Genomic DNA, 13,690 nt, shown 5'->3' on the forward strand with positions numbered 1-13,690 from the left:
TATTTCATTATCACTGTCTACCGACATGAAAAGAGCCTAATTATTCGCATATCCCCACACATCACAATACAATATCAGCATTGAACTCACGCTATCTTATCCCCATCTATCGTCAATAACCCATAATGGGATATCAAGCTGATCACAGCTTATACCCACAGACAAAAAAGGCTCTCGTTATGACTAATCCGTTACTGATATCTTCAGTATTGCCTAAGTTCGCTGAGATTGAACCTAAACATGTGGTTCCTGCTGTAAAAGAAACGCTGACGAACTACCGTCAAGTAGTTGAGAAGATTTTAACCGAGAACTCAATTTTCACCTGGGATAACCTGTGCCAACCACTTTCTGAAGCATCAGACAAGCTTTCCCGTATGTGGTCACCCGTCGGGCATCTGAACGCCGTCAAAAATAGCCCGGAGCTTCGCGAAGCCTATGAGCAAAGCCTGCCCCTACTTTCCGAATTTAGTACTTGGCTTGGGCAACATAAAGGACTATATCAGGCTTATAAATCGCTCAAAGAAAGCCATTCTTTTGAATCGCTTTCCCAACCACAGCGCAAATCTATTGAAAATACACTGCGTGATTTTGAGCTAACAGGCATTGGCTTGCCAGAAGAGAAACAAAAACGCTACGGTGAAATCACCGCCCGTCTATCAGAGCTCGGCTCCCAATTCGGCAATAATGTGCTGGATGCCACTATGGGATGGACGAAGCTCATCACTGATGAAAGCGAGCTGTCGGGTTTACCTGAAAGCGCAAAAGCGGCTGCCAAAGCCGCCGCAGAAGCCAAAGATCAGCAAGGCTGGCTGTTGACGCTGAATATGCCAAGCTATCTTCCTGTCATGACTTATGCTGATAACCGCGAACTGCGTCAGGAAATGTATTACGCCTACACTACCCGCGCATCTGATCAAGGGCCTGACGCCGGGAAATGGGACAATAATGCCATTATGGCGGAAATGTTGGCATTACGTCATGAACTCGCTCAATTGCTAGGTTTCAAAAACTACGCCGAACACTCCCTTGCCACCAAAATGGCGAAAACACCCCAGCAGGTGCTCGATTTCCTCAATGATCTGGCTCATCGTGCTCATGGTCAGGGCAAAAAGGAGCTGGAAGAGCTGACCGGCTTTGCCCGTTCACATTTTGGTGTTGATAAGCTGGAAGCATGGGATCTGACGTACTACAGCGAAAAACAGAAACAACATCATTTCTCCATTGATGATGAACAACTGCGTCCTTATTTCCCTGAACAACAGGTAATTGAAGGATTGTTTGAAGTTGTCCATCGCATTTATGGCATCACAGCTAAAGAGCGACACGATGTCGAAACCTGGCACCCTGATGTTCGCTTCTTTGAACTGTATGATGAAAAGCAGACATTGCGTGGCAGTTTCTATCTGGATCTCTACGCCCGTGAGCATAAGCGTGGCGGCGCATGGATGGACGACTGCGCTGGCAGGATGCGCCACGCTGCCGGTGAAATACAGAATCCTGTTGCTTACCTGACCTGTAATTTCAATAAACCAATTGGTGATAAACCGGCTCTGTTTACTCACGATGAAGTGATAACACTGTTCCATGAGTTTGGTCATGGCTTGCACCATATGCTGACCGAAATTGAAACACTGGATGTTTCCGGTATCAATGGTGTGCCGTGGGATGCGGTTGAGCAACCAAGCCAGTTTATGGAAAACTGGTGTTGGGAGCCGGAAGCACTGGCATTTATCTCCGGTCACTATGAGACTAAAGAACCTCTGCCACAAGAGATGCTGGATAATATGCTGGCAGCGAAAAACTATCAGGCCGCCATGTTTCTCCTGCGTCAGTTGGAGTTTGGTCTGTTTGATTTTCGCCTGTACTCTGAATATGATCCGGCAAAAGGGGCGCAAATCCTGCCAACCTTACAATCTGTGAAGAAACAGGTCTCTGTCGTTCCGTCACCAGAGTGGAACCGTTTCCCTAACTCTTTCAGCCATATTTTCAATGGTGGTTATGCAGCAGGTTATTACAGCTATCTCTGGGCTGATGTGCTCGCAGCAGATGCTTATTCCCGCTTCTCTGAAGAAGGGATTTTCAATCGTACAACCGGTCAGTCGTTCCTTGACAATATCCTGTCCCGTGGCGGTTCAGAAGATCCAATGACGCTGTTTGTTCGCTTCCGTGGTCGCGAACCCAAACTGGATGCAATGCTGAAAAGCGTCGGTATCACTGGATAACTTGTGTGGAAATTCGCGTGAAGATTTGTTTAATCTGCGAACAAGGCGCTGATAACAGCGCCTTATCTCAATTAGCTGAACGTTGGGGTCTGATACACGATGAAGATTCCACTATGGCTTTGGTCTTGACGCCTGAACGACTGGAATTGCGCAAGCGCGACGAACCTAAGCTAGGCGGGATTTATGTAGATTTCGTTGCCGGTACGATGGCGCATCGCCGCCGCTTCGGTGGCGGGCGTGGTGAAGCGGTTGCCAAAGCAGTTGGTATCAAGAAAGACTATTTACCCACAGTGGTTGATGCAACGGCAGGGCTAGGACGTGATGCCTTTGTGCTGGCGGCAATCGGCTGCCATGTCAGAATGCTGGAACGCCATCCTGTCGTCGCGGCTTTATTAGAGGATGGGCTACAGCGTGGATATCAGGATGAAGAAATTGGTGGCTGGCTGAAAGAGCGCATGACACTGATCCACACCTCAAGCATTACCGCATTGACGGATATCTCTCCACAGCCTGATGTGGTTTATCTGGATCCGATGTATCCACACCGACAAAAAAGCGCACTGGTTAAAAAAGAGATGCGCGTATTCCAGTCGCTGGTAGGTGCAGATGAAGATGCCGATGCATTATTGGCACCGGCCCGTGCACTGGCAAAGCGCCGTGTTGTGGTGAAACGACCAGATTATGCAGCACCATTGGCGGAAGTTAAGGCATCCGCGGCGATTACCACCAAAAACCACCGTTTTGATATTTACCCTTGCTGATTAATAACCTAATTAGTTGTTCTGACTAAGGAAAAAACGACGCAGCCATAGCAAAAAAGCTCATGGCTGCCTTTCCGTTGAAACTTGTGATAATAACGGCAAAAACATCAAACTCAGCCACATTCCAACAATTAAGAATGGATAAATATATTTTAATTACAATATATTAAGTCAATTTACTGTATTACCACCAATCACTTCTCATTAGATTATCAACCACCTATTTGTAACTCAACTGTATATAAATGGTTATCAATTGGTTTAGCGTAGTCATTGTTGGCGGGCAGTTTCAACATATGGGAAAAGTTGACGGCCTTATAGGAAACAGTTTCCTTAGAAACAGAAAAATAATCATCGATTTTAAAAATAAGAAGGTTTTTGTTTCCGATGAGCCGCGAAAAGAATGAAAATTCAATCTATCGTATCGAAGCTCTGCAACATAAGCGAGAAGGATGGCTTGGTACATCTTATCTGAACATTCCATCAAGTCTCTCCATTTGTCTTCTGACAGGTATGCTGACTTTCGTTTTCATTATATCAATAATTACATTTGGCTCTTATAGCGAAAGGGTCAATGTCACAGGCACTGTAGTTTATGATCCCCCCGCTGTGTCATTAATTGCACAAAACGATGGTGTAATTATTCAATCAGCAGCCTTAGAAAAAAAATTAATTAAGCAAGGTGAAGTCATTTTTTCTGTGAGTGATGAAATTGAAACGCATCTTGGTGCTACCAACTTTGAAATAGAAGTACGTTTAAGAAATCAACAGAATGTACTTTTGAAAAAACTTAATAGTACTACCAGAGAAGCTGATGAAAATAAAATTTATCTCATGGAAAAAATAAAAAATAAAGAACAAGAAATAGAAAACCTAAATATTCTTATAAAAACTTCGGAGGAGCAGAAGAAATGGTTAGAAAAAAAATCTAGCTTATATGCACAATTGAGGGAAAAAGGTCTTGCACTTGACACTGAATTTATAGACAGGAAGAAAGATTATTACTCCGCTACTGTGAATCTCTCATCTGCAAGGGTCAAGATAATTACCTTGCAAGGAGAGTTGCTGGATTTGAAAAAGAAAATATCTACTATCGACAGAGAATTAGACTCCGCGAAGAAATCAATCACAACTGAAATTGCCGGCATAGAGCAACAGATCCTGATGACAGAAAGAAAAAGAGAGTACTTAATTACTGCACCACTTGATGGAATGATAACCAGCGTAACCATCCATAAGGGTGAGAGGGTAAAGGCAGGACAACAAATCGCTGTACTCATAATAACGTAACAGGTCGGATAACACTCAATAATCTCACCTATCGTTATGGAGAAGCTGAACCCTTCATTTTTAAAGGTATCGACATGGAGATTAATGCCGGCGAGAATGTAGCGATCATAGGCCCGTCAGGTTGTGGTAAATCAACGCTTCTCAGAATAATAGCTGGTTTAGCTATTCCTCAGTCAGGGGATGTATTAGTTGATGGTACTAGCTTACGGCAGATTGGTATTGACGAATATCGTCGACACACAGCATTTGTGATGCAGGATGACAAACTTTTTGCTGCTTCCTTGATGGATAATATTTCCTCCTTTGACCCTCTGCCCGATCTTGAATGGATGTATCAATGTGCTAAAGCAGCAGCAATACACGACGAGATTATGGCGATGCCGATGCAATACGAAACAATGATAGGTGATATGGGAAGTATTCTTTCAGGAGGACAAAAGCAACGCGTATCTCTTGCAAGAGCGCTTTATAAACGCCCGCGGATCCTCTTACTTGATGAGGCTACCAGCGACCTAGACGTTTTTAACGAACGAAAGATAAACGAAGCCTTAAAGCAAATGTCCATTACCCGCATTTTTGTAGCCCATCGGCCAGAAACGATTGCCGTCGCGGATAGGATATATAATCTAAAAAACAACGCTTTTACGGAATTTGACATCTCCAGCACTGTTTTGTTCTGATTGTATTTTTGATTCTAAGCCCCATGGAAACATGGGGTTTATTCATCAAAAAATCACCTATTGGTCACTGATAAGCTCACTGGATTACAATACCCCCTGCGCCAGCATTGCATCAGCGACTTTAACAAAGCCAGCTATATTCGCTCCCTGTACGTAGTTGGTTTGCTTGTTTTCTCCACCATATTCTACGCAGGCCTGGTGAATATCGAGCATAATATGGTGTAAGCGGATATCCACTTTCTCTGCTTTCCAACTCAGACGTGCTGCGTTCTGCGCCATTTCCAGACCAGAAGTCGCTACGCCTCCCGCATTGGCCGCTTTACCCGGTGCAAACAAAACGCCCGCCGCAAGGAAAACATCCGTCGCTGCAATAGTTGCTGGCATATTTGCCCCTTCTGCAACCGCTTTTACACCATTCTTAATCAGTAACTTCGCATCTTCCAGATCCAATTCATTCTGGGTAGCGCAAGGTAGAGCTATATCGACAGGCACCGACCACGGATTTTGCCCTTTAAGGAAAGTCAAACCACGCTCTTTGGCATAATCTTCGACACGACCATAACGCTTATTTTTAATCTCTTCGAGATGAACCAGTTTCTCTGGGGTGAAACCTTCTTCATCCAACACAGTACCGCCAGAATCAGATACTGTAACCACTTTAGCGCCCTGCTCCATACATTTTTCGATAGTGTATTGAGCAACATTTCCCGCGCCAGAAACGGACACCCGCATCCCATCCAGCTCCATACCATGACGTTTAAGCATGGCATGAGTGAAATAAACCAGGCCATAACCCGTTGCTTCAGGACGAATCAAACTGCCACCAAAAGAAAGTTCCTTACCAGTGAAAACGCAAGCGGTATTGTTGGATAATTTCTTCATCATCCCCGCCATAAAGGCAACTTCCCGGCCACCAACACCAATATCACCGGCAGGTACATCAGTATCAGGCCCTAGATGGCGGTACAATTCTGTCATCAATGCCTGACAAAATCGCATGATTTCACCCTGACTTTTTCCTTTCGGATCGAAATCAGAACCACCTTTTCCACCTCCCATTGGCAATGTTGTCAGCGCGTTTTTCAACGTTTGCTCAAAACCCAAAAATTTAAGGATTGAGAGATTAACGGAAGGATGAAAACGCATCCCTCCTTTAAATGGCCCAATGGCAGAGTTAAACTGTACTCGCCATGCGCGATTCACCTGAACTCTTCCCTGATCATCAACCCAGCTAACGCGGAATTGAATGACTCTTTCCGGTTCAACCAGACGCTCCAGCAAACCTTGCTCACGATATTGCGGATTTCTTTCAAGAAAAGGCCAAAGTGATGACGTCACTTCTCTTACCGCTTGTAAATATTCTGGTTGATGTGGATTGTGACATTGGATTGATTCGAGAAATGAGACTAAAGATGATGAAACATTCATTTATAGCTTCCTTTATATATCATTCAGATGTGATGCTCCCCCTGCCATTTTCCTTTTTATTTTTTGTCGAAAATGTGAGGTAACTACGGTTTTCTTTCTGAATATACCACTGTTTTATGATTGAATTTCAATAACTATTTTTATAGGTTTTGTTAAAAATAATTCAGACAATTTCCAAAAAAGTGTCATTAAAAGAGTCATCATCTTTTCTTAAGCCAAAAAAATCGCCTGCACAAGCAGGCGATTTCGCAGAATCCAATTTTAACCGAAGATTAATCTTCATCACGTAATGGAACAATCAGCATATCAATATGAACTGTGTTAATAAGCTGACGTGCGGAAGACATTAGCTTGCTCCAAAAATCCTGATGATGGCCGCACACAACTAAATCCATATCATATTGCTTGATAGCATCAACAAGAACTTGTCCTAAATCACCGCTGCCACTCAGCGTTTCCTGAATTTCATAGCTTGAATTGGCAGATAACTCTTTCAGAGAATTACGGGTTTCATCAGCAATACGCTCTTGCATATCACCAAGATTCACGTCAATTAGACCGGTATAAAGATCAGAGTAGTTGACATCAACATGGATCAAGGAGACTTTGGCATTGTATGGTTTTGCCAATGAAACCGCTTTATCCACCAAGAGCCTGCTTTCTGGAGATAGATCAACTGCAACAAGGATATGTTTGTAAGCCATATAAGTGAACTCCTTCCATCAAATGGATTGGCGGCATTAAGCGCCATGATTCTATGCTTATACTATAACTGCTTGAGGTCTCTTTCGAGTGTTGTTGTGATCACAACTTGTTACTTTATTTTTTTAACCATTTGAAAATACAGACATCTGCTTATAACACTGCCGTAATATTAAATACCTTTTCAGCATTACACTCCTTGTTATGAGCCCATTTTTCACTGTCGTTTGACTTTTCTAATACTCTATTTCCTCCTAAAATTTAATACAGTGATTATTCATATTACTATCTTTTGAGATGAATTCTTTATCTGGTATTTCATTGCCGCTCTAAGGAGGGGGAAATATGTTCAGTATGGTTGCATTCTTTTGGGCAATTTGCATTATCTGTATTATCAATATATTACGCTATGCCTCTTCGCTCCGCGTATTATTATCTATTTTGCGTCAGGCAGATCCAATGCTATACCAATCTATTGATGGTAATGGTTTTTTTACTGCTAATGGTCAGTTTGGTAAACATATTCGGCTGGTACACTACATCAATTCTCAAAGCTACCTTAACCATCACAATACCGATGTTATCTTTTTCTGCGAAAGGCTGCGGAAACAATTTATATTGACGAGTGTGTTATGTGGAATTGTTTTACTGTGTCTGATAGTAATAGTGATAGCTTGATAGCAATGGCAAAGGAAAGCGAATGTGAAAAGTGTAATAAAAAAGGTTGGGCCGCTGAATGTGACTCAACCTTTTTCCTAAAAACAATTAGATCAGTTGCAGAGCAATCCAATACAAACAGCCTGACAGTACAATTGAAATAGGCAATGTCAGTACCCACGCCAGCATGATATTTTTGATGGTCTTACTTTGAACACCACCACCATCAACCAGCATTGTACCTGCTACCGCAGAAGAAAGAACTTGCGTTGTCGATACAGGCATCCCCGTATAACTGGCAACCCCAATCGACACGGCTGCTGTAACCTGAGCTGAAACTCCCTGAGCATATGTCATGCCTTTTTTACCGATCTTCTCACCAATAGTGACAGCAACCCGTTTCCAACCAACCATTGTCCCCAGAGACAGGGCAAGAGCCACAGCGATAATGATCCACATTGGCGCATATTCAACGGTATTCAGCAAATCTTTACGCAACTTATGCAGGAAACGTGCATCTTCCATACTGGTTTCAGGCAGTTTGGCTACGGCTCCCGCAGTATCAGCAATACACATCAGCATACGACGCATATTGTTACGTTGGTCTGGGGTCAACTGATTGAAGTTCTGGATGCTTCCCAACATCGTTTCCGCGTTATCCAGCACCACCAACGCACGTGAACTATCACAGTGGAAAGTCATGTCCAGTTGGTCTTCAACCGCAGATACAGCCGGTGTCAGCTCAATCGCATGAGAAAGCGCAGGAGCATGCTGTTCATAATACTGGTGTAAATGAACAACTGCATCATGAGTGCGGGCAATGTCATAGCTGGTTGAGTTCATATTGACAACAAAGCCAGCAGGCGCGACACCAATCAAGACCAGCATGATCAGACCGATACCCTTCTGCCCATCATTTGCACCATGAGAAAAACTCACACCAACAGCAGAAAGGATCAGTGCAGTCCGTGTCCAGAATGGTGGTTTACGTTTACCATCCTGTTTTTCACGTTCAGCCGGAGTCATGTGGATACGTCGACGCTTTTTAGTCCCGCTCCAGTAACGGCGCAGTAAAAAGACCATCGCTCCCGCAATCACCAAACCAACCAGAGGAGACAGAATCAACGACATGAAAATCTGTATCATCTTTGGAATATTAAGCGCTTCAACGACAGAAGAGCTGGTCACTATCGCATTGGTCAGGCCAATACCGATAATGGAACCAATCAACGTATGAGAGCTGGATGCAGGAATACCGAAATACCATGTACCCAGATTCCAGATAATTGCTGCCAACAACATGGAGAAAACCATCGCCAAGCCATGGCTTGAGCTGACATTCAGCAGAAGATCTGTAGGTAATAGATGCACAATCGCGTAAGCGACACTTAATCCACCAAGGAGGACACCAAAAAAGTTAAAAACCCCTGCCATGACAACGGCAAATTGCGAACGCATAGCGCGGGTATAAATAACAGTTGCTACTGCATTTGCGGTATCATGAAACCCATTGATGGCTTCATAGAAAAGCACAAACAACAGAGCAAGTACTAACATAAGGCCGGTATAAAAATCCAGGCCAGTAAACAGATATAGCATAAACGTTAAGCCAGTTAGTAGGACATGAACGCGGCGCATTATCAGTGACAAACGCTGGCGGGAAAAGAGAAATATGACCTTTTTTTGATTTAATGACAAGAAACCGACAGCGAATTAATCATTTTTATAATAAATATCAATACATTATATATTTTCTATGTTTTGATATTTTTTTGATGAAAAATGACTTGTCACGATAAAAGTTCAAACAAATGCTGATTTTTCTCTGCATTTTGCAGATAGTCTCTCCACAATGAAGTTTATTTCCTGCCAAGTGATCTGGCAAGAAAGTCATTCAGCAAGATAATTCAGTAAAATAGAGACAACAAACGAATGGAAAAATTTGATGTAGTGATTATTGGTGCTGGCGCGGCAGGCTTGTTTTGTGCCGCACAAGCAGGGCAGGCAGGATTGAACGTTCTGGTACTGGATAACGGTAAAAAAGCAGGCCGCAAAATTTTGATGTCTGGAGGCGGGCGCTGTAACTTCACCAATATGTATACTGAACCTGCTGCCTATCTTTCTGCCAATCCACATTTTTGTAAGTCAGCACTTGCTCGCTATACACAGTGGGATTTTATTGACTTGGTTCAACGTCATGAGATTGCCTATCACGAAAAAACATTGGGACAGCTTTTTTGTGACGACTCAGCTCAACAAATTGTCGATCTGCTTTTGCAAGAGTGTGAAGCAGGTCAGGTGACAATCCGGCTACGCAGCGAAGTGACACAAATCGAGAAACATACACAGGGATTTGAAGTTATCGCATCGGGGAAAAAGGTAAGTACGCACTCACTTGTTGTGGCATCTGGTGGACTGTCCATGCCTGGATTGGGAGCATCCCCTTTAGGTTATCGCATCGCGGGACAGTTCGGTCTTAATATCCTGCCTACTCGTGCGGCATTAGTGCCTTTTACCTTGCATAAGCCCTTGCTGGAACAACTGCAAGCCCTCTCCGGTGTTGCGGCTCCTTCGGTTGTCACCGCAAAAGATGGCACCGTATTCAGAGAAAATATCCTGTTTACGCATCGTGGGCTTTCCGGCCCCGCGATTTTACAGATCTCCAGCTATTGGCAACCCGGTGAGTATGTAAGTATTAACTTACTTCCTGATATAGACTTAGATACCTTTCTCGATAAGGAGCGGGAATCTCATCCTAATCAAAGTTTGAAAAATACTCTTGCCAAACTGCTACCCAAACGTCTGGTGGAATGTTTGCAGTCTCTTGATCAACTACCGGAACGCTCTCTGAAACAACTTAACCTGACACAAAAAAAAGAGCTGATCACCACCCTGCAATGTTGGCAAGTACAACCAAACGGTACAGAAGGATATCGTACAGCAGAAGTTACTCTTGGCGGTGTGGATACCAATGAGCTGTCATCGAAAACAATGGAATCCCATAAAGTCAAAGGATTGTATTTTATTGGTGAAGTTGTCGATATTACCGGCTGGCTTGGCGGATATAACTTCCAATGGGCATGGAGTTCTGCATGGGCTTGTGCGCAAGCTTTAATCATGTGTGAGAGACAATAAAGTTTAACTCCAGTAAACGCTTATAAAACATAAAAACAGTTGCCAATTGGCAACTGTCTAAACTAGATAATACGATTATTTGAGGTCACACGTTCGACATATCATATAACGTAACCGCCTTTTTCAATGCATCAATATCTGAAGCACATAAAAAGCGCTTCATCGCGTCAAATTTGGCTGGTGACCAATCATAAACGTTCATAGCAAAAAGCTCATTAATAACATCTTCAGCAAAACGATATCTAATATGTTTAGCAGGGTTCCCTCCCACAATGCTATAGGGTGGAATATCACAAGTGACAACGCTGTTTGCTGCAATGATAGCGCCTTCACCAATTGTGACGCCTGGCATGATCATTGCCTGCATTCCTATCCACACGCCATCATGAATATAGGTATCCCCTTTGCCAATATAGGCTTCATCGATAAATTCTAAAAAAGGATAAAGGCAAAACCAGTCAGAGCGATGTGTATGGTTTCCTCCCATTAAAATAACCACTTCGGCACCAATACACACATAGTCACCAATGTATAACTTGTCTATATCCCATTTGGAGACCCAATGTCGGCTACCTTCATCGCCTTGCAAATAACGGACAACAGATTCTTCAAAACCCCTGTCCCAACAATCGCTGTAATAGCTATGAGTACCTTTAATGTGTATGTTCGGATTTTTTATAACATCATGAAGAAGTTGATATGTTGACCAATGTTTTTTTCGCATGGTAAATCTCATCTTAAAAATTGATTATTACCATAGAACGCTGCCTATGGTGATGTATCCGCGTTCAAAATACATCACTCTGTGTGATTCGAGGTTGTTTCAGTAATGGGATATTCATTGTTATCTTTTAGTGCTAATTTAACAGCCTGTTCAGTATGAATTGCTGTTGCAGCATATCACGGAACTCTCTATTTGTAGCCATATCTTCCAACACCTAAGCTGCCCTGACAAGACTGGTAGTTGAAAGTTAACAGGGCTTACCCGTCGTCTTTCAATTTTCCTCTTTGTTGACTGCAAATTGAAAGACGATGAATATACCAAATAAATAGTATATCAATGAGAATTGCTATGTATGTTATGACAATGTTTAGTTATTGCCGAATATATTAATACCACGCTTACGATGCCAAAAAATTGTTACTGATGAAGTAAAAATAATTATTAAGGGGATATTAATAGCTAATTTAGGTTATGAATAAACAGCAAAATTTAAATTAATATCCATCCAGGAAAATAACATATTATTTCATTTAAGTTTTTAGATGACACAAAAAAATAATTAATGAAATAGGCATCTTAAATAATGATATAATATTATCTTTCAATACACGAAAAACATTAGAAAAATCGATTGATTATTATATTCCAGTTTGGAATAATGCGCTCCAACTTAGGACTAACAGCAAACTATAAAACTAGAGATAGTGCATTTTTCTAGTCAATTATCCATTTAATATAGTTTTTAAAATAATTTTAATAGCTGTCAGTACCTTCCAATATAACATCATTCTGCAACCAAGGCTCAGGGATTAATTATTAAATCGAATGGTTTATTGACATTCGATCATGAAATAAGCCTATTAAAAATTATTACAGCCAAAATATGAACAAAAAATTATTAATTTTTACTGGGAAGTGAATCCCAAAATTATTTTGTTCAAAAAGAATGAGTCTTAAATATGCAAAATTTAACCCATGTTAAAGCACTATGTGCCTTAGCACACCCTTATCATGTTTGTGCCGAATATGATGCATTATTTAATGATGCGATGCGTGAATTAACGTTATACCACTGTGAACATACTTCCGGTTATGAGCAGTGGCTGGCAAATAATGGTTTGGATAAACAAGCTGTCATGGAGCTGGAAGACTGGTCAAGCCTGCCACCACTATTTGCCAATTATTTTAAACGTAACCTAATAGTCAGCAATAGCACAAAGGATGTGCTGGAATTGACATCATCAGGTACAACCGGGCAAAAAAGCCGTATGCACTATGATAACAGGAGTATCACAGCGGCTCAGGATATGGTGGATCGCATTTTCAATTATTATGATTGGAATACTCCTGAGCAACCGTGTAACTACCTGCTGCTCAGCTATGAACCTGCTGGCTCTATTACGTTAGGAACCGCTTATACCGACCAGTTTTTGTGTAAGTATGCACCTGTAAACCGGGTTTATTATGCTTTGCGTCATAACGGTAAGAGTAATGAATTCGATCCCTTCGGGACAATCAGAGCTCTTCAGGAATTTGCCGAAGAAGGGCTGCCCGTGCGTATTTTTGGCTTTCCTGCTTTCCTGTGGTTTACCCTACAAAGAATGCAAGAGATGGGATTACCCGCGCTGAAATTACATCCAGATTCGCTGGTCTCCCTCGGCGGCGGCTGGAAAACACATGCTGACAAAGCAATTCCTAAACTGGAGTTATATCAACGCCTGGTAGAACAACTGGGTATCCCTGATATACGTTGTCGTGATGGTTACGGTTCAGTTGAACATCCTGTGCCTTACATGGAATGTTCTCACCATCGTTTTCACGTTCCAGTCTACTCGCGGGTTTATATACGCCATACAGCCAACATATCACGGCAACCTTATGGTGAACCCGGTTTTCTACATTTCATCTCACCTTATATCACTTCCAGCCCGGCTCACAGCATCGTCATGAGCGATCTGGCTGTACTGCATCCCGGTGATAGTTGTGGTTGTGAACTGAACACAGATTGGTTTGAACTGCTTGGCCGTGCAGGTACTAGCAAAAGTCGTAGTTGTGCGATTGCCGCTTCTGAATTGATTAAGGGTTCTTGAA

Annotated in this window: 11 protein-coding genes; 7 read left to right on the forward strand and 4 right to left on the reverse strand. The window is 42.4% G+C overall.

All coding sequences use genetic code 11. The features are described 5' to 3' along the window. Window positions 1–179: 179 nt before the first annotated feature. The 4 genes from prlC to ABLA85_RS00895 all read left to right on the forward strand — a co-directional run bounded on the left by prlC (window position 180) and on the right by ABLA85_RS00895 (window position 4,953). The gene (prlC, locus tag ABLA85_RS00880; protein WP_367960523.1) at window positions 180–2,222 is read left to right on the forward strand and encodes an oligopeptidase A; all 2,043 of its coding nucleotides are present in this window, start codon (window positions 180–182) and stop codon (window positions 2,220–2,222) included. Between the two features lie 17 nt (window positions 2,223–2,239). Continuing rightward, the gene (rsmJ, locus tag ABLA85_RS00885; RefSeq protein ID WP_367960524.1) at window positions 2,240–2,983 is read left to right on the forward strand and encodes a 16S rRNA (guanine(1516)-N(2))-methyltransferase RsmJ; all 744 of its coding nucleotides are present in this window, start codon (window positions 2,240–2,242) and stop codon (window positions 2,981–2,983) included. A 387-nt stretch (window positions 2,984–3,370) separates the two neighbouring features. Further along, window positions 3,371–4,273: an HlyD family secretion protein gene (locus ABLA85_RS00890; RefSeq protein WP_367960527.1), complete on the forward strand. Its 903-nt coding sequence runs from the start codon at window positions 3,371–3,373 to the stop codon at window positions 4,271–4,273. Window positions 4,274–4,347: 74 nt separating this feature from the next. Beyond that, window positions 4,348–4,953: an ATP-binding cassette domain-containing protein gene (locus ABLA85_RS00895; RefSeq protein ID WP_367960529.1), complete on the forward strand. Its 606-nt coding sequence runs from the start codon at window positions 4,348–4,350 to the stop codon at window positions 4,951–4,953. Window positions 4,954–5,037: 84 nt separating this feature from the next. Here ABLA85_RS00895 and gdhA read toward each other — a convergent pair whose 3' ends face one another. Further along, window positions 5,038–6,381, reverse strand: coding sequence for an NADP-specific glutamate dehydrogenase (gdhA, locus tag ABLA85_RS00900; RefSeq protein WP_367960531.1), 1,344 nt, complete (start codon window positions 6,379–6,381; stop codon window positions 5,038–5,040). Between the two features lie 272 nt (window positions 6,382–6,653). Then, window positions 6,654–7,085, reverse strand: coding sequence for a universal stress protein UspA (uspA, locus tag ABLA85_RS00905; protein WP_367960533.1), 432 nt, complete (start codon window positions 7,083–7,085; stop codon window positions 6,654–6,656). Between the two features lie 343 nt (window positions 7,086–7,428). Here uspA and uspB point away from each other — a divergent pair, with 343 nt between their 5' ends. Further along, entirely contained in the window at window positions 7,429–7,761 is a 333-nt protein-coding gene (uspB, locus tag ABLA85_RS00910; protein WP_367960534.1) for a universal stress protein UspB, read from the forward strand. 87 nt (window positions 7,762–7,848) lie between these two features. On the opposite strand, the gene pitA is transcribed toward uspB, so the two are convergent. Then, entirely contained in the window at window positions 7,849–9,339 is a 1,491-nt protein-coding gene (pitA, locus tag ABLA85_RS00915; RefSeq protein ID WP_367960536.1) for an inorganic phosphate transporter PitA, read from the reverse strand. A gap of 333 nt (window positions 9,340–9,672) precedes the next feature. Here pitA and ABLA85_RS00920 point away from each other — a divergent pair, with 333 nt between their 5' ends. Continuing rightward, the gene (locus ABLA85_RS00920; RefSeq protein WP_367960538.1) at window positions 9,673–10,875 is read left to right on the forward strand and encodes an NAD(P)/FAD-dependent oxidoreductase; all 1,203 of its coding nucleotides are present in this window, start codon (window positions 9,673–9,675) and stop codon (window positions 10,873–10,875) included. Window positions 10,876–10,960: 85 nt separating this feature from the next. Here ABLA85_RS00920 and ABLA85_RS00925 read toward each other — a convergent pair whose 3' ends face one another. Next, window positions 10,961–11,599, reverse strand: a complete 639-nt coding sequence (locus ABLA85_RS00925) for a CatB-related O-acetyltransferase (protein ID WP_367960540.1) — start codon at window positions 11,597–11,599, stop codon at window positions 10,961–10,963. Between the two features lie 959 nt (window positions 11,600–12,558). Here ABLA85_RS00925 and ABLA85_RS00930 point away from each other — a divergent pair. Then, window positions 12,559–13,689 (forward strand): acyl-protein synthase, encoded by a 1,131-nt coding sequence (locus ABLA85_RS00930; RefSeq protein ID WP_367960542.1) that lies wholly within the window; start codon window positions 12,559–12,561, stop codon window positions 13,687–13,689. Window position 13,690 lies beyond the last annotated feature (1 nt).

The organism is Xenorhabdus sp. SGI246, from assembly GCF_040838225.1.
Lineage (GTDB): Bacteria > Pseudomonadota > Gammaproteobacteria > Enterobacterales > Enterobacteriaceae > Xenorhabdus > Xenorhabdus indica.